The following is a 21,247-nucleotide window of genomic DNA, read 5'->3' on the forward strand; positions in this document are numbered from 1 at the left end:
GGTGGATGGGGAAGCTTAGAAGACCGACCAGCCGGTGCGGTCGGAGAGGTCCGCAAGGGCTGCGGTGCCGGCCAGGGAATTGCCCTTGGCGTCCAGGCGGGGGCTCCAGACACAGATGGCGCACTGGCCCGGGACGATGACCAAAATGCCGCCGCCCACCCCGCTCTTGCCGGGCAGGCCCACCCGGTAGGCGAATTCGCCGGCGGCGTCATACATGCCGCAGGTCAGCATGATGGAGCCGATCCGTTTTGCCTCGCTGGGGGACAGCACCGTGCCGGCTGTTCCCTGGCCGTTGTTGGCGAGGAACAGGCCGGCCCTGGCCAGCTGGACGCAGGTCATCATGATGGAGCATTGGCGTACGTAGTTCTCCACCACGACGGCGGCGGGCCGGGTGAGGTTGGCAAAATCCTTGAGGAAGTGCGCCAGGGCCAGGTTGCGGCTGCTGCTGTCCAGCTCACCGGCCGCGGCGGCCTCATCGATGAACGGCGCGGGACCCGCGTCCCCCGCCTGTTCGGTGAGGAACCGCAGGAGTTGCGTGGCGGCGTCGGGCGTCTCTTCCAGCAGGTGGTCGGTGACCACCAGGGCGCCTGCGTTGATGAATGGATTGCGGGGAATGCCCTTTTCGGCTTCCAACTGGACCAGCGAGTTGAAGGACGTTCCGGACGGTTCGCGCAGCACCCGGGACCAAAGGCCGGCGGACCTGCCGCCCTGCAGGGCCATGGCCAGGGTGAAGACTTTGGAAATGCTTTGGATGGAGAAGGGAACGCCGGCGTCGCCGGAGCTGTAGACCTCCCCGGAGGTGGTGGCCACGGCGATGCCGAAGCGGTCGAACGGAACCGTGGCCAGGAATGGAATGTTCGTGGGGACGTTGCCGGCGTTCTGCCGGGGCCGGTGGCGCCGGACGATGTCCTCCAGGAGGAGGCCGAGTGGCGGTGCGCTGAGTGTGGTGCTCATTTCCTGCCTGAATTGTCGTTGGAGGAGGCCCACTCCTGGATGTGGAGCAGGGCCACCAGTGAATCGCGGGGATTGCCGAAGTCCAGCCCGGTCACCCTGGCCGCCTTGGCAACGCGGTAGTAGACGGTGTTCTTGTGAAGGTTCATGTGTTTGGCGCATTCGGACACGTCGAAGCACGCGTCGAAGTAGGCCCGCAGGGTTGCTGCGAGTTCGGCGTCCTCCTGGAGCAGCGCGGCCAGGCTGCGGTGCCTGAAGGGTGAGCTGTGAAAGTTCCGTATGGCCTCGCGATAGAGGACTTCCGCCTCGAAATCGTCCACGCCGGCCACCGTGCCCGGGGTGGCGTCCCGGACGCAGGCCAGCAGGGCCTCGGTAATACCGGCGATCCCGTGGATGGACAGCAGGTCCGGGGCCAGCGGTCCGACGGCGGCGAAGGGGGTGATGCCCAGGTGTCTGCGGGCATCCTTGACCACCGCTTCCGCGAGGGACCTCAGCCCAGCCTCCGCCGTGCCGGATTGAAGGTCCGGCAGGATGATTGCGGTGTCGCCCTTGAACTGGCCGACGACGGCGGACGCCTTGTACGCGGCGGCGTGGATGGATGCCAGGTTGGCCAGTTCGCCGTGCTTGAGTGCGGCGTCATCAGCCCGGGAGTCGGCGTCGGACATGCCGATCAGGAGCAGAGCGGCGGGACGCTCCGAAGGGATCTTTCCGCTGTGGGCGCTGGCGGCGGCCTCGGCGGGGCCCGACAGGATCCGTGCCACCCGGTCCTCCCGCATGTGGACGGACTGCTGGTTGCGGTAGCGGATCAGTTCGGCGGAAACCCTGGCCGCGGATCCGGTGAGGACGTACTCCACATCCGGGCCGAAGCCCTCTCCGGTCTCCTGGAGCCAGATGTAGCCCATGATGCGCTCGCCGGCGAAGAGTGCGATGGCCACCCGTTCCCGCAGCCCGTCCTGGGGGCGGGCCGGCACACGGACCGGCTGGCGGGTCCGGTGCAGTTCGCGGTAGGCGCCCAGGTCCTTGAGCAGCAGCTCGTACTTCCGCGGGCCGCGGCGGGAGAGGATGGACGCTTTGCGGAGCTCGTCGATGTCATTGGTCACCGTTGAATACGCCAGGACCTTGTTGGCCGCGTCCTCGATCAGCACGTGGCTGGAGGTGAGCCTGGCTGTGGTCTGGGCGATGGCGAACAGGTCTTCCTCGAGCAGGGTGAGGACTTCGCTCTGGTAACTGCGCGGCTGGATCCGGTCCTGCGCGATAGAGAGCAGGCGGTCCCAATCGGCGGCCGGATCCACCAGCAGGAGGCCCGAGCCGGCGGCCTGCAGCAGTTCTTCCGCTTCGGCGAGGTCTTCGTGGGTGCCCTTGACGGCCACCACCGGCGGCGGGTCTTTGAGGAGCCGCCGGAGCGCCGGGAGGGCGGAGCGGCCGCGGACGCCGATGAGCAGGACAAACGCGCCGGAGGCTGCGGGTGCGTCGTCGTCGGCGTCGACAATCAGGAACCGTTCAATGGCCGGCGCCGTAGAAGCGGGCCGGAGAATGAGGCTGGCGAAGCCAAGGGGGAGATCCGAGAGGATGTCATCCACCGTAACCGCGGCCATGGGGTTTCCTTTTGCGTCGATCCCGCCGGACGGCTTTGTCCGGTTCCCTCATGCTACCGAGCGCCGGGCAGCCGAAATATGGATCCCCTTCCAAGTGCGGGCGGTGATTTTTGGTCCGCAGACTGAGGTGCGGCGGCAGGCGGGGACAGGCGAGTAAATGACGGTACACACGAAAGGCGGGCCAGCGGATGCTGACCCGCCTTTGGCGGTTAGTGGAAGTGTCCCGGGCGTTAGATCCAGGCAGGAGCCGGTAACGCCGGGGTGACCGATCCGCCGTCGCGGGTTGCCGTGGTGCCGTCCGTGTCGCGGCCGGTGGCCCACTGTGCAATGGCGGCCAGGGAGCCGGAGACCACGGTGGGGGAGGCGGCTGCCGTGTCACCGAAGACCAGCTCGGAAGGCTGGCCGGTGACTTTGACCACCAGGTCCTTGTCCGTGCCGCGGGCGTGCCAGGCGCCGGTGATGTCCGTGAGGAGCCGTGCCAGGACGGGCTCGGGGATGTCCTTGAACGTGGCTCCGTTGTCCAGGTCCACGGCGTGCACCCAGACTTCCCGGGTGCGCATCCACACGGTTTCCTCGGCCGGGACCGTCCGTCCCTGGACGGTTTTGACCTTGTGGTGCCAGTTGTCCGCGGGCAGGTCCCGCCACTCGACGTTCAGGTGCACCGCGGAGTGGTCGAACAGGTTCCGCAGCGCGATGGGGGAGAGCGTCGCACCGAAGTCGATCTCGTGGTTGCGGACCTCGACCGAGGGATACATGGGGGTCTCCACGCCGGTGGCTGCCCATTCGACCAGGCGGGCGACGGCCCGGGCGTTGTAGCCCACGTGGGCTGCAACGTGCCGGCGCGACCAGCCCGGCAGCAGGGACTTCCCGTCGAGTTCCGCGTCGGTGAGCTCGTTGAGCTTGCGGGCGAAGAACGCGGTGCCGCGCCGGGCCTGCAGCAGCCCGTCGAGCAGGACAGGATCGGTGGTCTGGTCGTGCCGGGCAACCATCAGGCTTCCTTGACCACGCGGTTGGTCAGCTGGCCCAGGCCCTCGATGGTGGTGACCAGGACCTGGCCCTCCTGCAGGTAGCGCTTGGGGTCCTGGGCGTGGCCCACGCCGCCGGGGGTGCCGGTGGCGATCACGTCGCCCGGGTTCAGCGTGATGATGGTGGAGATGTAGGAGACCAGGAACTCAGGGGTGAACACCAGGTCCGAGGTAGGGGTGGACTGCTGGACTTCGCCGTCCACCGCCGAGGTCATCAGCGGGCCGGGGGTGAATTCGTCCCTGGTGACCAGGGCCGGGCCGAACGGGGTGGATTTCTCCCAGGTCTTGCCCTGCAGCCACTGGATGGTGCGGAACTGGTAGTCGCGCATGGAGATGTCGTTCAGCACGGCGTACCCGGCGATGTGGTCCGCTGCCTCGGATTCGCGGATGCGGCGGCCGGCCTTGCCGATGACGACGGCGAGTTCGGCTTCCCAGTCCACGGTGTCCGATTCCTGCGGCAGGGCAAGGTCGTCGTTGGGCCCGATCAGGGATTCTGCGTACTTGGCGAACAGGGTGGGGTGCGCCGGGACTTCGCGGCCCATTTCCTTGATGTGGTTGCGGTAGTTGTGGCCCACGCAGATGATCTTGCCGGGGGAGGGCACGACGGCGGCGAGGTCGGCGCCGTACAGGGCATGGGTTGCGCCGTTGGCCGCCTTCGCCGTGGTTTCCCAGTTGGGGTCCTTCAGGAGGGCCCCGACGTCGGAGAAACCCGGGATCTCGGTGAGGGTGTCGCCGTCCTGGCGGACCGCCACCGTGCTGCCATTGCCGGTGCCGTCAGCGGTGCGGAGGGTGAGGAGTTTCATTACTTGGTGCGTCCTTCGATGTAGGTGCGGTTGAAGTTCAGGCGCTCAAAGATTGGGGCGTCGCTGAACCGGAACAGGTCGAACTCGGATTCCGCCTGCAGGGACCATGCGGCCCAAGACGGGACGACGAACAGGTCGCCCTTGGCCAGGACCCGGGTTTCGCCGTTCAGGGTCACGGTGCCGATGCCTTCGAAGACCTGCCAGACGCTGGAGCCCACCTCGCGGACGGTCTCGGTCCAGGCGCCGACGCGCAGCCGGTGGAATTCGGCGCGAATGGTGGGCATGACATCCCCGCCGGTGGTGGGATTGGTGTACCTGATGGCGGCGTGGCCCTGCGACACGGTGGCCGGGTGGCCCTCGTCCTCCAAGAGCAGCTGCTCGCGCAGGGCGGCGTCGGTGTACTTCCACCGGTAAGCGGCGATGGGGGAGTTGGTGGTGTTCTCCAGGCCGGAGAGGGGGCGCAGGCCGGGGTGGGCCCAGAGCCGCTCGGAGCGGGAAATGTCCGGGGTGGCCTCGTCGGTGACACGCTCGGTGCCGAATTCGAAGAACCCGGCGTCGGCGTAGTGCACGAACGGGATGTCCAGGCCATCGATCCAGGCCATTGGCTCGTCGGTGTCGTTGTGGTGGCCGTGGAAGTTCCAGCCCGGGGTGAGCAGGAAGTCGCCGCGGGACATCCGCACGGGATCGCCGTTCACCACCGTCCACACACCCTCGCCTTCAACCACGAAGCGGAAAGCGTTCTGGGAGTGGCGGTGCTCCGGGGCAGTTTCGCGGCCGCCCAGGTACTGGATGGCAGCCCATAGCGTGGGGGTGGCGTAGGGGGTGCCGCCCAGGCCGGGGTTGGCCAGCGCAATCGCACGGCGTTCCCCGCCGCGTCCCACCGGAACCAGGTCGCCGGCGCGGGCGGCCAGCGGGTACAGGTCATCCCACCGCCACACGTGCGGCACGGCCTTGGGCGACGGAACCATCGGCATCAGGTCCGCGATCTCCGTCCACAACGGAATGAGGTTCTCTTTGTCGAAATCCCGGTACAGCTGCTCAAGCTGAACAGCCTCCTCCGGGGTGGGCTCGGGAACGTGGTGTTCCTGCGCGACGGACTCGTGCGTTTGGTTTTCAGCGCTGATCGACACTGGCCTTCTCCTTGCGTGCGGACTGAATGCGACGTGGATTCGACCTTAGGGAGTGCGGTGCTGTGATCTCCAACATATTCTGTGGTGCAGAATTTAGCGGTGCGCATCCACGGGCAGTCAGCTGCCCGCCGCACCGTCCACCGGATTCGCCGCGATGTCCAGCTCCAGCTGCCGCCGGGTTTCCATCATTACGCCCACCAGTCCGGCATCGAACAGGGGCCGGAACCTGGCCACCGGCGTGGCCACGCTCAAGGCGCCCACCACCATGCCCTTGCCGTTGTGCAGGGCCATGCCAAAGGCGCTGATGCCCTCCTCTGTGCCCTCAAAGTTTGCGGCGAATCCGTTGGCCCGCACCGACTCCAGCTCGCGCAGGAATGCCGGGTACTCGGCGTCGGGAATGTAGTCGCCGGCCAGCTCCGCGTTGGGGCTTCGGAACAGCTGTTCCAGCGCGGCCGGTTCCAGCTCGGCCAGGATGGCCTTCCCGCCGGATGCCTTGTGCGCCGGAAGCAAGGTCCCTTGGCGGTCGCCCACGCGCAGGATGTTCGAGCTTTCCACCGTGTCCAGGAAGCGGACCTTGGTACCCACCCGGATCATCAGGTTGACGGTCTCGTTGGTTCGCGCGCAAAGCACTTCCATGTGGGGCCGGGAAATGTCCCGCAGCTGCCGGGTCCAGCTGAATCCGGCAGGCCCGGCGCCCATCGCCGGGCCGGGCACGTAACGGCGGGTTTCGTCCTGGACGGCAAACCCGCGGTACACCAGCATGGCCAGCAGGCGGTGCGCCGTGGATGGGGCCACGCCGAGTTCCGCTGCGGCGTCCTTGAGCCGCAGGCTGCCCACATCCCGCAGGAGCTGCAGGAGCTGCAGGGCGTTGTCCACCGCCTCGATGGAGTAGGTGGGCTTTCGCCGGGCAGGAAGATTCTGCATAACAGAATCTTATGGGCCACCCGTTATGACTGCCAGCACAGTGGTGGGATGAATCACACAACTTCCGCTGCAGCGCCGCAGCGCATGGCCGCCCCCGCCCCGGGCGCAGGCCTTTCCGGGTTTCCCCGGCGTTCCGTGCTCGCCGTCCTGGTGTGCTGGCTGCTGGTCGTTTTCGACGGCTATGACCTGATCGTCTACGGCACCGTCCAGGGCTCGCTCATCAACGACACCGGCTGGGGCCTGACCAAGGCCACCGCCGGCACCATCGGCTCGATGGCCTTCGTCGGCATGATGATCGGAGCGGTCTTCGCCGGCCGCATGTCCGATACCTGGGGCCGACGACGCACCATCATCGGCTGCGCCGTCGTCTTCTCCCTCTTCACCATCCTCTGCGCCTTCGCACCCAACGCCCCGGTCTTCGGCGGCCTGCGGCTCCTGGCCGGAATCGGCCTGGGCGGCCTGGTCCCGTCCGCCAATGCCCTGGTGGCCGAGCTGGTTCCGGAAAAGTGGCGTTCCACCATCGCCACCCTGATGATGTCCGGCGTTCCCATCGGCGGCTCCATCGCCGCCCTCGTCGGCATCCCGCTGATCCCGGCCTTCGGCTGGCCCGTGATGTTCCTGGTGGCCGTCGTCGCCCTGGTGGTGGTCATCCCGCTGGGCATCCGCTACCTGCCGGAGACGCTGGCCCCCACCAAAACGGGCGCCGCCGGGGGCGGCACCGCCAAGGAAGCCGTCGGCTTCGGCTCCCTGCTCCGGGCACCCTATCTCGGCATCAGCCTGCTGTTCGCCATCGGCACCCTGGTGACCCTTTTCGCCTGGTACGGGTTGGGCACCTGGCTGCCCAACCTCATGCAGTTGGCCGGATACAACCTGGGGTCCGCCCTGACGTTCGCGTTGGCGCTCAACCTGGGCGCCGTGGCGGGCTCGGTGCTGACGGCCTGGGCAGGCACCCGTTTCGGGCCCATCCCCACGGCCATCGCGGCAGCGGCGGTGGCGGCCGTCGCCCTGGTGGTCCTGGTGACCGGGCCGCCCGTCGCCGTCGTCTACTTCATGCTGGTGCTTGCCGGCGTAGGCACGCACGGCACCCAATGCCTGATCATCGCCGCCGTGGCCAGCCACTACCCCGCGCACCTCCGCGGTACCGCCCTGGGCTGGGCCCTGGGCGTGGGCCGGATCGGGGCCGTGGCCGCACCGCAGGCCGGCGGGCTCCTGCTCGCAGCGGGCCTGGGCGTGAATTCCAACTTCCTGGCATTTGCCGGAGCAGCAGCCGCAGCGGCAGTCCTGATCGCTGCAGTCGGCATCAAAATCAAGAAATCAACAGCAGTAGGAGTTTCCAATGTCTAACGTCAAAGATTCCACCGATGTCCTGGTGGTGGGTGGCGGCATGGCCGGACTGGCCGGCGCGCTGGCACTGCGCGAAAACGGCGCCGACGTCACGCTCGTTGAGGTGGCACCGGCCTTCGGTGAAGTTGGTGCCGGACTGCAGATAGCCCCCAACGCCTCCCGCGTCCTCAAGCGCTGGGGCCTGCTGGAAAAAGCCCTGGAAATCGGCGTCCAGCCCAAGCACCTGGTGTTCCGCGACGCGGTCACCGGGGAGGAACTGACCCGCCAGACCCTGGGCGGCGAGTTCGAGGAACGCTACGGCGCCCCCTACGTGGTGATCCACCGCAGCGACCTGCACCGGATCCTGCTCGAAGCATGCCAGGAAGCCGGCGTCACCCTGGTGAACGACGTCCTGGTGCAGAAAGTGGAAACCGACGGCGACCGGGCGCGGGCCTACAGCGCCAAGGGCGAGGTTTTCGAGGCAGACGCCATCCTGGCTGCGGACGGGCTGAAGTCCACCCTCCGCGGCACCGTTGCCAATGACGGCCCGGTCAACTCCGCCTACGTGGCGTACCGCGGAACCGTGCCCATCACGGAGGAAACCCCTGCAGCGGACCTGGAGGACGTCATCGTCTACCTCGGCCCCAACTGCCACCTGGTCCAGTACCCGCTGCGGAAGGGCCAACTGCTCAACACCGTGGCAGTATTCAAGTCCCCGTCCTTCGAGCGCGGCGAAGAGCAGTATGGCGGCGTAGACGAGCTCGAGGCCGCCTACGCCGACTGCGTCCCGGCCGTGCAGGAAGCCCTGAAGAACCTCGCTACCGGCATCCGCTGGCCCATGTATGACCGCAACCCGATCGAGAACTGGGTTTCCGGCCGCATGGCGCTGATCGGCGATGCCGCCCACCCGATGCTGCAGTACCTGGCCCAGGGCGCCTGCCAGGCGCTGGAGGACGCGGCCGTGCTGCAGGACGCCGCCAGCAACCGCGTCTTCACGCCCGAAGGCATCGACGCCGGTGCGTGGGAGGATGCCTTCCGCGAGTTCAACGAAACCCGCGCAGCCCGCACCGCCCGCGTCCAGCGCACCGCCCGGATCTGGGGCGAGTCCTGGCACGTTGACGGCGTGGCACGCGTCCTACGCAACATGCTGTTCAAGAGCCGCGGCGACAACAACTTCCAGTACAACGACTGGCTGTACGGCCGCAACGAGCCCGGCGCACCGGCCGAGGTTCCGGCCGGAGCCAAGCTGGTGGAAGCCTAAGCACCGCGGTCCAGGGCGGGCGTACGACGGCGGGTGGCTCCCGGCGTCGTACGCCCGCTTTTTGCATGGGCTGGGTGCGGGCGTCCGGCGGGGACTTACGTGGGGCAGCTCAGGTCCGGGTTATAGGAAGCGAACATGCCGTCCGGGTTGTCCCGCCAGATCCATGCGTGAAGCGCGTAGGAACCGGGGAACGGTCCGTCCTCGAAGTCGAGGCCGGCGAGCTCAGGCCGGTCGGCCGCCGTCGAGATGAATTCGGCCGCTACCAGCTCGTACTGGCCGTCCTCGTCGGGCATGTACACCAGGACCTCGGGCTTGCGGGCCTGGGTCTTGTCATCGATCAGGTCCTGCCTGGCGTAGTGGAAGCCCATGGCTCCGACGCCGGGTTTGTCGATGCATTCAGTGATTTTCCGGTAGCCGTCCGCCTCCGCGTTTTCCAGCCACCGGTAGTCGTCGGTAACGTCGCGCAGGGTCTTGACCAGCCGGCGCTGATCATCATTGCTCCGCCAGTCGTCGCTGTTGTCGGAGTCACCGTGCCCGGATCCGCCATGGGCCACGGCAGCTCCGGGAGCAACTCCCAGGGCAAGTACGGCAGCGGAGGCTGCGGACAGCAACCCCGTCCTGGTGCGGTTCATCGTTGATCTTTACCCCTTTTCGAGACCGATGTTGTTTGTACAGGCCTCCCTGCAGGTCTTCGGTGCAAGGTTTTGCCTGCAGGGGATGCGAAGCGATGGAGGAAGATTCCACCCACCCTTCGCCATGGTGCCGGCAGGATTCCCCGGAGCTGTCGGTGAGGGTGCGGCTGGACGATTCGTCGTCCGTGACTTGAGTGGTGCCCCAAGTATGCTCTGGTGGCCAAGGGGTCCGGTAGGCTACGGCCTGGTAATAGGTGGCCCCTGCCTGCTGGTTGTCCTGCAGGCCGCTCCCATAGGTGCCACCCATACCCACGGCGGGCCCCGAACCGGACGCGGGAGCGGAGGTTAGCCTTCGTCGCAGAGCAGGTGGTACCAGCTGTCCGCCAGCACTTCCAGGGCATGCTCGCGGTTTGGCTCCAATTGCGGCGGGTCCACAGCGTAGCCACGTAGTCGAGCTGCGTGAAGGCCAGGGTGCCGCGGATGCGGCGGGTTTCCGCGGCGAAGCGCCCGGCAAGCTGCAGGCCGCGGACCATGTCCGTGATGACTTCCTCGTGCCAGGGAACCCTCCGATTGCTCCCCGCCGAACCTCGCAAGCTCGGGCAGGGACTCCATCGACTGCTCCGTAACTGCCGTTTTGACCCCCGAAAACGACAACTACGGAGCAATGGATGAGGCCTACGCCGGCGCGGGGCCGGTCGATTCCCGGATGGTGAGGTGCGTGGGCATAACGGCCAGTTGGCGGGTGGCGCTGCCGGGCAGCGGGTTGAGCTGGGCCAGCAGCATGGACACCGCCACCCGGCCAGCCTGTTCAATGGGGCTGGAAATGGTAGTCAGCGGCGGGTTGCAGAAGTCCGCACCGAAAATATCGTCCGATCCGATGATGCTCATGTCCTGGGGAACGCGGATGCCACGGGCCTGCAGGCGCTGCAGCATACCGATGGCCAGCAGGTCATTGAAGACGATGCAGGCCGTTGCCCCGGTCCTGACCGCCGCGTCGGCGGCGGCGGCCCCCGATGTGGTCTTCGGGGTGTAGGGGCCAATGCGGTGCACTTCCATTCCACGCTTGGTGGCATCCTCGTCGAAGACCTTCCACCGCATCTGGTTGGACCATGAGGTCGGTGGGCCGGCGACGTAGCAAACTTTGTGATGGCCCAGCGAAGCCAGGTGTTCCAGGGCCTGGATGATGGCGGACGGCGTATCGATCATCACTGTGGGGGCGCTGGTGGAAGCGCGGTTGAACGTTACCAAGGGTTGAGACTGCGACACCTCGGCAAGCTGGGCGTCCGACAGGCGTGAGGCGGCAAGGATGAACCCGTCGGCCGACTTCCGCATCTTGTGCAGGGCATCCAGTTCCATCTCGCTGGACTCTTCCGTGTCAACCAGAAGCTGGGTGACGCCTGCAGCCTTGAGTTGGTGCTGCGTGCCGCGGATGATGTCGAAGTAAAACGGGTTGGTGATGTCAGGAACCAGCACGGCCACGGCGTTGGTCCGTCCGGAACTGAGGCCCCGGGCCTGGGAGCTGGGCACGTAATTGAGCTGGGCAGCCGCCTCTTCGATCCGAATCCGGGTCCGGGGATTCACGCGGTCCGGCCGGGCGAGGGCGCGTGACACGGTGGAAGTGGCAACTCCTGCCAGTTCCGCCACATCCCGGATGGTGGGCGGCCGGTCCCGCTGGGCGCCGGCGCTCAAGCTGGCCGGGCCTGACGCCTTCATTGTGGGGTCTGCCATCGCTGCGGCCTTTCCTCGCGGCCCGGAATACCGGCCCTTTGGGGCTCAAACGCTGTCCGCCGTCTGATACCTGATGCATCTATCTGAGCATTTATGGCAATTTTTGGCAACCGCTTGCCACCCACTTGCCATCTTCCTAGACTGAATTTCGAGTCGCCTGCAGTGATCTCCGCCACAGGACGGATGTGGCCATGCGGGTGTCCAAGAGGAGAAAAACAATGAGGTTTAAATCGACTACTGGGCTCGCGGCAATTGTCACGGCTGCAGCACTCGCCCTGACCGGTTGTGGGTCCGGAGGCTCCGGAAGCGGCGGAGGTTCCAACGCGGGTGGAAAGGTGGACGGAGCGGGCAAGACCCTCAATGTCCTGACCGGCGTCCTGGCCCAGTACCCCGAACAGCAGAAACAATGGCAAAGCGACATCGCCGCCAAGTTCAAGGCTGAAACCGGCGCCGACGTGAAATTTGAGACCTTCGCCTCGGCCAATGACGAGCTCACCCGGATCCAGACCTCGGTGGTATCGGGCCAGGGACCTGACATTTATGGACTCGGCACAACGTTCACGCCTACGGCCTACGCCACCAAAGCATTCGTCACCCTCTCGGATGATGACTGGAAGGCAGTGGGCGGCAAGGACCGCTTCAACCCCGCCGCCCTCGGCATTTCCGGTCCGGACAAGGACCATCAGGCAGGCATCCCGTTCGTGAGCCGTCCGTTCGTGATGGCCTACAACAAGGACCTGCTGGCAGCGGCCGGCATCGACAAGCCCGCCACCACCTGGGACGAACTGGCAGCCCAGGCGAAGAAGATGACCAAGGGTGATACCTACGGCATCGCCACCGGCTACAAGGACAACTACGATCCCTGGAAGTTCATCTGGGCCATGTCCGTGCAGGCCGGCAACCCCCTGGTTGACGGAAACAAACTGAAGTTGGACGATCCCGCCGTCAAAAAGGCGTACGAGACCTACTTCGGGTGGCTGACCGACGACAAGGTTGTTGACCCTGCTTCCGTCGGCTGGAGCAACAGCAACGCCGTGGCGGCCTTTGCCAGCGGCAAGGCCGGCTACCTGATGATGACCACTGGCACCTCTATCCCGACGCTCGATAAATCGGCCATAGCCGGCAAATACGAGTACACGCTGATGCCCACCATCCCCCCGGGTGAGACGCAGTCCAAGTCCGACGGCGACGCCGCCAGCATCCTCTCCGGTGACAACCTGGTGGTAGCCGACTACTCCAAGCAGAAGGACCTTGCGTTCGCCTACATCAAGCTGATCACGTCGAAGGATGAGCAGTTGAACTACCAGAAGATCTTTGGCGATTTGCCGGCCAACGCCGAGGCCCTCGCCAGCCTGACCGATCCGAAGCTCAAGCCGATGGCTGACGCCGCTGCCAAGTCCAAGGCGACACCCTTTACCGGTGCCTGGGGCGATATCCAGCTCGCACTCCTGAATGTCACCGTCCAGTCCATTCCGGACCTGGCCGCCGGCAAGGTGGACGAGTCCGCCCTGGACCAAAGGATCAAGGACGCCCAGAACAAGGGCCAGGCATCCCTGGACCGGGCCTCCAAAGGATAAGTCCTGATGTCAACCGACGCCTCACATGAAGTCCGGCTTGCGGCGGATACCGCCGCAAGCCGGGCGCCCCGGAACACAGACGACGCCGGGCAGCAGCCCGGCCACAAGGGCGGCAAGCGCCGCAAGGGACTGAGCGAACGCAACCGGCCGCTCTGGATGCTGATCCCCGGCGGGGCACTGATGATCATCATCATCGTGCTCCCGCTCCTGCTGGGCATCTACATGTCGGTCCTCAACCTGGACCAATACACCCTGCGGAAGTGGATCAGTGCACCGCTCATCGGAGCCGAAAACTTCGTTGAAGCTGTCACTGCTTCGCCGCTGCTGCACGCCGTCTGGCTCAGCGTCAGCTACTCGTTCCTGGCCATGGTGGTCACGCTGCCGCTGGGCATCGCCGCCGCTGTGGCCACGCAGAACGCCTTCAAGGGCCGCGCGGTGATCCGGTCGATCTTCCTGATTCCCTACGTCCTCCCGTCCTTCGTGGTGGCCACCGTCTGGCGGACCATGCTCCAGCCCGGCGGCATCGTGGACGAAGCGTTGGGCACAGTGGGGATCCATGTTGGGCTGTGGCTTAACGGCCCCCAAACCTTCTGGACGCTGGTCCTGGTGCAGATCTGGGCCTCCTGGCCGTTCATCTACCTGCTGGCGCTCTCCGGCCTGCAGTCCGTGGACCATGAAGTGCATGAAGCTTCGGCCTTGGACGGGGCACTGTGGTGGAACAAGCTGCGGTACGTGGTCTTCCCCTACCTGAAGGGCCCGCTGGCGTTGGCGTTCCTGATCGGGATGCTGCACCACATCAACAACTTCACCCTCCCGTTCGTGCTGTTCGGCGTTCCGGCCCCGTCCGACGTCGAAGTCCTGCCCATCCTGACGTACGTCACCAGCTTCCAGAGCTTCCGCTTTGGCCTAAGCGCCGCGATGGCCTTCATTTCCCTGGTGCTCATCGCCATCCCGCTGTTCGTCTACCTCCGCGCCGTCAAACTTGATGACGCCGAAACACCAGGAGGCAAAAAATGAGCGCCACGACAGCCACCCGGCGGAGTGCGCCAACGTTTGAAGTCGACCGGCCGGGCTCGCACCGGCAGCACGAGGTGCTGCGGCTGCTCCCGACCCCGCTGCTGATTTTCGTCCTGGTGTTCCTGGGCGCCCTGGTCCTGGTCCCCGTGCTGTACATCTTCCTGGCCTCGGTGAACTCGGACATTGGGGTGGCCAACGGTGAGTTCTGGCCCTCGACGGTCACGTTCGAGAACTACTCCAAGATCTGGACCAGCGTGGGCCTCGCCACCGGTTTGGCCAACAGCGTCCTGGTGGCCGGCGCCACCGCAGTGGTTTCGGCTGCACTGTCCGTATCCACCGCCTTCGTGCTGGTCCGCTACACCTTCCGCGGGCGGCTGACCATCCTCCGGGGGCTGCTGGCCCTGCAGTCCGTGCCCGGAACCCTGATGGTGCTGCCGGTCTTCGTCCTGTTTTCCTCGGCCGCGACCTACCTGGGGATCCAGGTCATCGGAACCCAGTGGGGCCTGTTCGTCACCTACCTGACGTTCGCCATGCCGTTCTCGACGTGGGTGATGGTCACCTACCTCCGCGGGCTTCCCAAGGAGCTGGAAGAGGCGGCAAGGATCGACGGCGCGTCCAACCTGGGAGTGCTTTTCCGCATCATCCTGCCGCTCAGCTGGCCCGGCATCGTTGTTTCCGGCATCTTCGCGTTCCTGCTCGGCTGGAACGACGTGCTGTTCGCCTCGGTGATGACGCGCCCCGAAAGCCAGACGGCCGCCGTCGCACTTCAAATCTTTGGTGCCTCCCAGGAAGGCGGCGCCATTCCCTACTACGGCCAGATGATGGCGGCGGCGCTGGTGTGTGCCGCTCCCGTGGTCATTCTTTACCTGATTTTCCAGCGTTACCTAGTAGGCGGGCTGACCGCCGGAGGAGTTAAATAACCATGGTTTCGACCACCCAGGTCACCTGGCAGCTGTCAGGCTTCGGTGATGAGATCGACGACGACCCCGCAGTCCAGATCGCAGTGCTGCAGGCCCTCGGCGCCAACCACATCGAAGTCCGCAGCGCATGGGGTACCAACATCGTGGACCTCAGCGACGAACAGCTCCAGGCCCTCGCGTCCCTGCTGGCGGAGAAAGGCATGAAGGTCTCGGCCATCGCTTCGCCCATCGGGAAAGTGGATGTCACCCTGCCCGTGGAGCACGAGGTGGAGCGGCTCCGCCGGGCCGTGAACGCCGCCAAGGTCCTGGATGCAAAGTACATCCGCATCTTCTCCTTCTATTACGGGGAGTCCGTGCAGGTGGAGAGCATCCGCGATGCCGTCATCGAACGCATGCGCGCCCTCGCCGATGTGGCGGAGGAAGCCGGCGTGATCCTCCTCCACGAAAACGAAAAGGACATCTTCGGGGATGTTCCGGACCGGGTCCTGGACATCATCGAGACCGTCAACTCGCCCGCCCTGAAGGTTGCCTGGGATGCCGCAAACTTCGTCCAGGTGGGGGTCAAACCCTTCGATGAGGCGTACACGAAACTGCGCCCGCACCTGGAATACCTCCAGGTCAAGGACGCCCTCTTCGCCAACGGCCACGTCAAGCCGGCCGGTGAGGGCGACGGGGACCTGCTGAAGACCGTGGAGGCACTCAAGGCCGACGGCTACCAGGGCTTCGCCTCCCTGGAGCCGCACCTGGCCGGAGCCCACGGACTGGGCGGTTTTTCCGGGCCCACAGCCTTCGGCATCGCAGCACGGGCCTTCGCAAAAGTCACCGCAGAAGCAGGAGTCCAGACCGCATGAGCACCTTGAACGTAGCCATCACCGGATGCGGCGTCATCGGCCGCACCCACGCCGTAGCCCTGCAGCAGTTCCCGGAGGTGCGGATCGTCGCCCTCGTCGACGCCATCCCGGCAGCTGCCGAGGCCCTGGCCGATTTCATCGAGAAGCAGGGCGCCCCGCGTCCGCCGCAGTTCAGCACCCTGGCGGAGGCCTTCGCGGCTGAAGACATTGACCTCGTGGCACTGGCAACGCCCAGCGGCCTCCACATCCAGCAGGGGCTGGAGGTCCTGGCCGCCGGCAAGCACGTGGTGATCGAGAAGCCCCTCGACGTGGACCTCACCCGGGCCCAGGAAATTGAAGCCGCCGCAAAGGAAGCCGCGGAAAAGGGAGTTGTTGCCTCGGTCATCAGCCAGCACCGGTTCGACCAGTCCAGCGTGGCTGTCGCGGACGCCATCGCGAAGGGCCGGTTCGGCCGGCTCACCTCGGCCATCGCTTCGGTTGCCTGGTGGCGCAGCCAGGGCTACTACGACTCCGGCGACTGGCGCGGTACGTGGGCCATGGACGGCGGCGGTGCACTGATGAACCAGGGCGTCCACACCGTGGACCTGCTCCTGTGGTTCATGGGACGCCCCGTGGAAATCCACGCGCACACCGCCCTGCTGGCGCACGAGCGGATCGAAGTGGAGGACACTGCCGTAGCCACCGTCACCTTTGAAAACGGCGGACTGGCAGTCCTGCACGCCACCACCTCCGCCTACCCCGGGCTGACCGTCCGCGTCCAGCTCATGGGATCCGAAGGATCGGCCGTGGTGGACAACGACCGGCTGCAGTACTTCCACAGCAAGGACGCCGGAGGCGAGTCGGCGGACATGGGTCTCCAGGGCGGCGGCAACCAGGCCGACCAGGAACTGGCCAAGTACCCGGTGGAGGACTACAAGGCCGCGGACCCCACCACGTACCCCGCCGGCCACGTGCGCCAATACCGGGACATCCTGGCCGCCATCGCTGGCGGCCGGCAGCCCGGCGTCACCGTCAGTGACGCCGTCAACGCGCTCGCGGCAGTGCGCTCCGTGTACGTTTCGGCCACCCTGGGCCAGCCCGTCCTCTTCGACGACGTCCTTGCAGGGAAGTACAACGACCTTGAAGTCCGCACCGGCAGCTCCGCGGCAGAAAGCGCCTGACACCATGAAGTTTTCAGTATTCACGGCATCAACCCCCGACTGGACTCCGGAAGAGGCAGTGAAGCACCTCGCCGACCAGGGCTGGGACGGCGTCGAATGGCGCATCACGGACCAGGCTGACGCCGCAGCACCTGGCTTCTGGGCCGGCAACAGGGCCACCATCCCGCTCACGGGAATGGAAGACCACCTGGACCGCATCGCCTCCCTGACCAACGGGGCGGGGCTGGAGTTTTCCGGGATTGGCGGATACGCGCGGTGCGACAACCATGCGGACGTGGACCGGATGCTCGCCGCCACGGCCAAGCTGGGTGCGGAGAAGGTCAGGGTAACCACACTTCCGCTGGGAACAGCGGCATGGGGGAACGAACCTGCCAGCGGTACGGCCTATCCGGAGCTCTTCGCGGCAGCCCGGCGCGACTTCGAGTGGATCGCCGAGCGGGCAGCACACCACGGAGTGAAGGCGCTGGTGGAACTGCATCACCGGACCATCACCGCCTCCGCGTCCTCCGCCCTGCGGCTGCTGGACGGACTGGATCCGCGGCACGTAGGCGTCATCCATGACCTTGGCAACCTCCTCATTGAAGGGCAGGAGGACTACCTGCCCGCCTTCGAGCTCCTGGGCGACTACCTGGCCCATGTGCACGTCAAGAACGCGGTATGGGTCAACAGCGGGGAAACCGATGAGTCCGGTGCCGCCGTCTACCGCAACGAATGGGCTCCCCTCCGTTCCGGCCAGGGCAGCGTGCTGCAGTACTTCAAGGCGCTCGCGGCCTTCGGCTATGACGGATGGGTGACAGTGGAGGACTTCTCCACCGACCTCCCGTTGGCCGAACGGACCGCGGACAACCTTGACTACCTCCGCTCCACGGCCGCCCTGGCAGGGCTCTCCGTCGCGGCAGGGAGGCGGTGAGCCATGGGCCAGCCAATAGCGGACCACCCGGACCGGCTGCTGCCGGCTGATCCCGGCGTCCGGGAGATCGCGCGGTCGCTTTTCAAAAAGGTGGAGGGGCTGCCCATCATCTCTCCCCACGGGCACGTGGACGCGGCGGTAATCGAACAGAACACCCCCTTTCCTGATCCCGCTGCGCTCCTGGTCACTCCGGACCATTACGTCACCCGGTTGATCCACGCCGGCGGGGTACCGATGGACCAGCTGGGCCTCGGCAGCAAGCCGGCCGATTCACGGCAGGTGTGGCGCCACTTCTGCGAGGCGTGGCCCAATTTCGAGGGAACGGCGTCCGGTTACTGGATCCGGCAGGAGTTCGCCCACGTTTTCGGCATCAGCGGGGAGCCATCCGCGGACAACGCGGACCGGCTCTACGATGCCCTGCAGGCCAAGCTCTCAGAGCCGGGCTTCCGGCCGCGGGAGCTGTTCAAGGAATTCAACATCGAGGTGCTCGCCACCACCGATGATCCACTGGACTCGCTCGACAGCCATGCCGCCCTGCACGATGACCCCTCGTTCGCCGCCCGCGTGCTGCCCACCTTCCGGCCGGACCAGTACCTGAACATGGCGCACCCGGCCTGGCAGGACAACGTGGAGCGCCTCATCGGAGCTGCCGGCGACGGCGCCTCCGGCTATGCGGGGTACATCAAAGCCCTCGAGGCGCGCCGGCGCCACTTCGTGGAGCGCGGCGCGGTGTCCGCGGACCACGGCGTCTTCACGCCCACCACGCTCAAACTGGACGACGGCGAGGCGGAGCGGCTTTTCGAGCGCGGCAGGACGGGCCAGGCGAGCGCGGCGGACCGGGATGCCTTCGAAGCGCACATGATTTACCAGATGGCACGGATGTCCGTGGAGGACGGCCTGGTCATGACCATCCACCCGGGCTCCTTCCGCAACCATCACACGCCCACGTTCGAGGCCTTCGGCGCGGACACCGGCCACGACATCCCGGTGGCAGTCAACTACACCGAGGCGGTGCGGCCGCTGCTGCAGGACTTCGGGACGGCGAAGGACTTCCACCTGGTCCTGTTCACCCTGGATGAGACGGTGTTCTCAAGGGAACTCGCGCCTCTGGCCGGGTTCTACCCGTCGGTCTACCTTGGAGCGCCGTGGTGGTTCCTGGATGCGCCCGACGCCATGCTCCGCTTCCGCTCGGCGGTCACGGAAACGGCAGGTTTCTCCCGGTCCTCGGGCTTCATCGATGACACCCGGGCGTTCTGCTCCATCCCTGCCCGCCACGACACGGCCCGCCGGATCGAAGCGTCATTCCTGGCGCGACTGGTGGCCGAGCACCGGGTCACCGAGGAACGTGCCCACGAACTGATCGTGGACATCATCGACGCATCGCCGCGGCGGGTGTTCAAGCTGTGACTGCCGCGCCGCCTGTACTCAACCGCAGCCTGAAGCCGCTGCCCGCAGCTCCGGTGCGCATCGTGCACCTCGGGCTGGGGGCGTTCCACCGTTCCCACCAGGCCTGGTACACGCAGCATGCCGGGGACTCAGGGGAGTGGGGGATCGCCGCGTTCACCGGACGCCGTCCGGACGCCGCGGAGGCGCTGTCCGCGCAGGACTGCCTTTACACGCTGGTAGAGCGGTCTGGAGGCGGCGACAGCTTTGAAGTCATCGGCAGCATCGTCGAGGCGGTGGACGGTGCCGACGCGGGCCGCCTGTGCGAGCTTGTGGCGGCGAAAGAGACCTCGATCGTTACGCTGACCATCACCGAGGCCGCCTACGGGCTGGCTGCGGATGGAACGTTCGACGGCGGCGCTCCCGGTGTGGCGGACGACCTCCGCGCGCTGTCGGCAGCGGCGTCCGGGGAACCACAGGTGGCCGGCACAGCGCCCGCTACACCTTTGGGCCGCCTGGTGCTGGCCCTCGCCAGCCGCCGGGACAGCGGCGCGGGACCGATCGCCGTCGTCAGCTGTGACAACCTGTCCGCCAACGGCGAGGTGGCCCGACGGGCCGTCCTGGGCCTGGCATCCGGATGGGGTTCCGAACTGGTGGAGTGGATCGAAGCGAACGTGAGCTTCGTGAGTACTTCCGTGGACCGGATCACCCCGCGGACCACCGACGCGGACATCGCGGAAGTGGCAGGGCAGTGCGGCTACGCCGACAGCTCGCCGGTGGTGGCCGAACCCTTCCGCAACTGGGTGCTCAGCGGGGACTTCCCCGCCGGGCGTCCGCGCTGGGAGGAGGCCGGCGCCGTCGTGGTGCAGGACATTGAACCCTACGAAAACCGCAAGCTGTGGCTCCTCAACGGGTCGCACTCCATCCTGGCCTATGCCGGGCAGTTGCGTGGGCACGCCACCGTGGCCGATGCCCTCTCCGACCCCGCCTGCCGGAAGGCTGTGGAGGACTTCTGGGACGAGGCCGCACACCACCTGCAGGCTGCAGGACTGGACGTTCCCGGTTACCGGCAGGCACTGCTGGAGCGGTTTGGAAATGCCCGGATCGCCCACCGGCTTGCACAGATCGCGGCGGACGGCACCACCAAGCTGCGGATGCGCGCCGTACCCGTCCTGACGGCGGAACGGGCCAGCGGCCGGACCGGCAGCGGGGCCGCCCTGATGCTTGCCGCCTGGATCGACTACGTAGCTGCCACCCAGGACTTCCAGGACCCGCTGGCCGCGAACATCCACGCGGCCAACGCGCTTGAAGGAAGCGAAAGGGTCCAGGCCCTGCTCGGCCTGGTCAGCGCCGACATCGCGGACGACCCCGGCATTGTTTCCCTTGTCCACGGGTTGTGCGGATCCATCGCAGCCCAAAGCGTCACTCCCTCACCTCTTTAGACCCTGCTTTTTACTTCCGAAAGGAACAGTTAAACCCCATGAAGATCATTGCCGCCGATGTGTTTGTGACCAGTCCCTCACGGAACTTTGTGACCCTCCGGATCACTACCGAGGACGGGGTGACCGGGATTGGTGATGCCACGCTGAACGGGCGTGAGTTGGCTGTTGCGGCGTATTTGAAGGAGCATGTGGCGCAGTTGTTGATCGGGAAGGATGCGCACCGGATTGAGGATACGTGGCAGTTCCTGTACCGGTCTTCGTATTGGCGGCGGGGGCCGGTGACGATGGCGGCGATCGCTGCGGTGGATATGGCTCTTTGGGATATTAAGGGCAAGGTAGCCGGTTTGCCGGTGTACCAGCTGCTCGGTGGGGCGTCGCGGAACGGGTTGCGGGCGTACGGGCATGCCTCGGGTGCGGATATTGAGTCGTTGTTCGATTCGGTGCGGGAGCATCTGGAGCTGGGGTACAAGTCGATCCGGATCCAGACGGCGGTGCCGGGGATCAAGGCCCTGTATGGGGTGGCGGCGCAGGCGCAGGCGTCGGGGGAGCGGTATGACTATGAGCCTGCGGGTCGTGGTGCGTTCCCGGTGGAGGAGGACTGGGACACCCGGGCGT

The 21,247-nt window shown here is 66.3% G+C and carries 19 protein-coding genes; 11 read left to right on the top strand and 8 right to left on the bottom strand.

Annotated features, from left to right (window positions below):
* Positions 1 to 15 precede the first annotated feature (15 nt).
* From ACFO0G_RS16420 to ACFO0G_RS16445, 6 genes are all read right to left on the bottom strand, one after another.
* Positions 16 to 954 (bottom strand): glutaminase, encoded by a 939-nt coding sequence (locus ACFO0G_RS16420; RefSeq protein ID WP_376978925.1) that lies wholly within the window; start codon positions 952 to 954, stop codon positions 16 to 18.
* A complete protein-coding gene (locus ACFO0G_RS16425) occupies positions 951 to 2,546 on the bottom strand; it encodes a PucR family transcriptional regulator (protein ID WP_376978927.1) in 1,596 nt (531 codons plus the stop codon). The genes ACFO0G_RS16420 and ACFO0G_RS16425 overlap by 4 nt, the downstream gene beginning before the upstream one ends.
* A gap of 230 nt (positions 2,547 to 2,776) precedes the next feature.
* The gene (locus ACFO0G_RS16430; protein ID WP_376978929.1) at positions 2,777 to 3,535 is read right to left on the bottom strand and encodes a maleylpyruvate isomerase family mycothiol-dependent enzyme; all 759 of its coding nucleotides are present in this window, start codon (positions 3,533 to 3,535) and stop codon (positions 2,777 to 2,779) included.
* Positions 3,535 to 4,374 carry a fumarylacetoacetate hydrolase family protein gene (locus ACFO0G_RS16435; RefSeq protein WP_286401687.1) on the bottom strand — a complete coding sequence of 280 codons (840 nt, stop codon included), beginning with the start codon at positions 4,372 to 4,374 and terminating at the stop codon, positions 3,535 to 3,537. Before ACFO0G_RS16435 ends, ACFO0G_RS16430 begins: the two co-directional genes overlap by 1 nt.
* Positions 4,374 to 5,504 (bottom strand): cupin domain-containing protein, encoded by a 1,131-nt coding sequence (locus ACFO0G_RS16440; protein ID WP_286401690.1) that lies wholly within the window; start codon positions 5,502 to 5,504, stop codon positions 4,374 to 4,376. The genes ACFO0G_RS16435 and ACFO0G_RS16440 overlap by 1 nt, the downstream gene beginning before the upstream one ends.
* A 117-nt stretch (positions 5,505 to 5,621) precedes the next feature.
* The gene (locus ACFO0G_RS16445; RefSeq protein ID WP_286401692.1) at positions 5,622 to 6,428 is read right to left on the bottom strand and encodes an IclR family transcriptional regulator; all 807 of its coding nucleotides are present in this window, start codon (positions 6,426 to 6,428) and stop codon (positions 5,622 to 5,624) included.
* A gap of 48 nt (positions 6,429 to 6,476) precedes the next feature.
* Between ACFO0G_RS16445 and ACFO0G_RS16450 the strand changes: the two genes are divergently transcribed.
* Together ACFO0G_RS16450 and ACFO0G_RS16455 are read left to right on the top strand one after the other, a co-directional pair.
* Positions 6,477 to 7,772 carry an MFS transporter gene (locus ACFO0G_RS16450; RefSeq protein ID WP_286401693.1) on the top strand — a complete coding sequence of 432 codons (1,296 nt, stop codon included), beginning with the start codon at positions 6,477 to 6,479 and terminating at the stop codon, positions 7,770 to 7,772.
* Complete coding sequence (locus ACFO0G_RS16455) at positions 7,765 to 9,012, top strand: FAD-dependent oxidoreductase (protein WP_286401695.1); 1,248 nt, start codon at positions 7,765 to 7,767, stop codon at positions 9,010 to 9,012. Before ACFO0G_RS16450 ends, ACFO0G_RS16455 begins: the two co-directional genes overlap by 8 nt.
* Positions 9,013 to 9,107: 95 nt before the next feature.
* Here the strand turns inward: ACFO0G_RS16455 and ACFO0G_RS16460 are convergent, their stop codons facing one another.
* Positions 9,108 to 9,644, bottom strand: coding sequence for a hypothetical protein (locus ACFO0G_RS16460; RefSeq protein ID WP_286401697.1), 537 nt, complete (start codon positions 9,642 to 9,644; stop codon positions 9,108 to 9,110).
* 675 nt (positions 9,645 to 10,319) lie between these two features.
* Positions 10,320 to 11,372 (bottom strand): LacI family DNA-binding transcriptional regulator, encoded by a 1,053-nt coding sequence (locus ACFO0G_RS16465; protein WP_376978933.1) that lies wholly within the window; start codon positions 11,370 to 11,372, stop codon positions 10,320 to 10,322.
* A gap of 218 nt (positions 11,373 to 11,590) precedes the next feature.
* Between ACFO0G_RS16465 and ACFO0G_RS16470 the strand changes: the two genes are divergently transcribed.
* From ACFO0G_RS16470 to ACFO0G_RS16510, 9 genes are all read left to right on the top strand, one after another.
* Positions 11,591 to 12,949, top strand: coding sequence for an ABC transporter substrate-binding protein (locus tag ACFO0G_RS16470; RefSeq protein WP_286401699.1), 1,359 nt, complete (start codon positions 11,591 to 11,593; stop codon positions 12,947 to 12,949).
* A 6-nt stretch (positions 12,950 to 12,955) separates the two neighbouring features.
* Complete coding sequence (locus ACFO0G_RS16475; protein ID WP_286401702.1) at positions 12,956 to 13,966, top strand: carbohydrate ABC transporter permease; 1,011 nt, start codon at positions 12,956 to 12,958, stop codon at positions 13,964 to 13,966.
* Positions 13,963 to 14,886, top strand: coding sequence for a carbohydrate ABC transporter permease (locus tag ACFO0G_RS16480; protein WP_286401705.1), 924 nt, complete (start codon positions 13,963 to 13,965; stop codon positions 14,884 to 14,886). Before ACFO0G_RS16475 ends, ACFO0G_RS16480 begins: the two co-directional genes overlap by 4 nt.
* Positions 14,887 to 14,888: 2 nt before the next feature.
* Complete coding sequence (locus tag ACFO0G_RS16485; RefSeq protein WP_286401706.1) at positions 14,889 to 15,737, top strand: sugar phosphate isomerase/epimerase family protein; 849 nt, start codon at positions 14,889 to 14,891, stop codon at positions 15,735 to 15,737.
* Positions 15,734 to 16,897: a Gfo/Idh/MocA family protein gene (locus tag ACFO0G_RS16490; RefSeq protein ID WP_376978937.1), complete on the top strand. Its 1,164-nt coding sequence runs from the start codon at positions 15,734 to 15,736 to the stop codon at positions 16,895 to 16,897. The genes ACFO0G_RS16485 and ACFO0G_RS16490 overlap by 4 nt, the downstream gene beginning before the upstream one ends.
* Positions 16,898 to 16,901: 4 nt before the next feature.
* The gene (locus ACFO0G_RS16495) at positions 16,902 to 17,807 is read left to right on the top strand and encodes a sugar phosphate isomerase/epimerase family protein (protein ID WP_376978939.1); all 906 of its coding nucleotides are present in this window, start codon (positions 16,902 to 16,904) and stop codon (positions 17,805 to 17,807) included.
* Between the two features lie 3 nt (positions 17,808 to 17,810).
* Positions 17,811 to 19,214 (top strand): glucuronate isomerase, encoded by a 1,404-nt coding sequence (gene uxaC, locus ACFO0G_RS16500; protein WP_376978941.1) that lies wholly within the window; start codon positions 17,811 to 17,813, stop codon positions 19,212 to 19,214.
* Entirely contained in the window at positions 19,211 to 20,632 is a 1,422-nt protein-coding gene (locus tag ACFO0G_RS16505; protein ID WP_376978943.1) for a mannitol dehydrogenase family protein, read from the top strand. The genes uxaC and ACFO0G_RS16505 overlap by 4 nt, the downstream gene beginning before the upstream one ends.
* Positions 20,633 to 20,670: 38 nt before the next feature.
* Positions 20,671 to 21,247 (top strand): enolase-like domain-containing protein (locus ACFO0G_RS16510; RefSeq protein ID WP_465251111.1); only part of this gene is annotated, 577 nt, incomplete at its 3' end.

The organism is Arthrobacter sedimenti (assembly GCF_042652025.1).
GTDB lineage: Bacteria > Actinomycetota > Actinomycetes > Actinomycetales > Micrococcaceae > Arthrobacter > Arthrobacter sedimenti.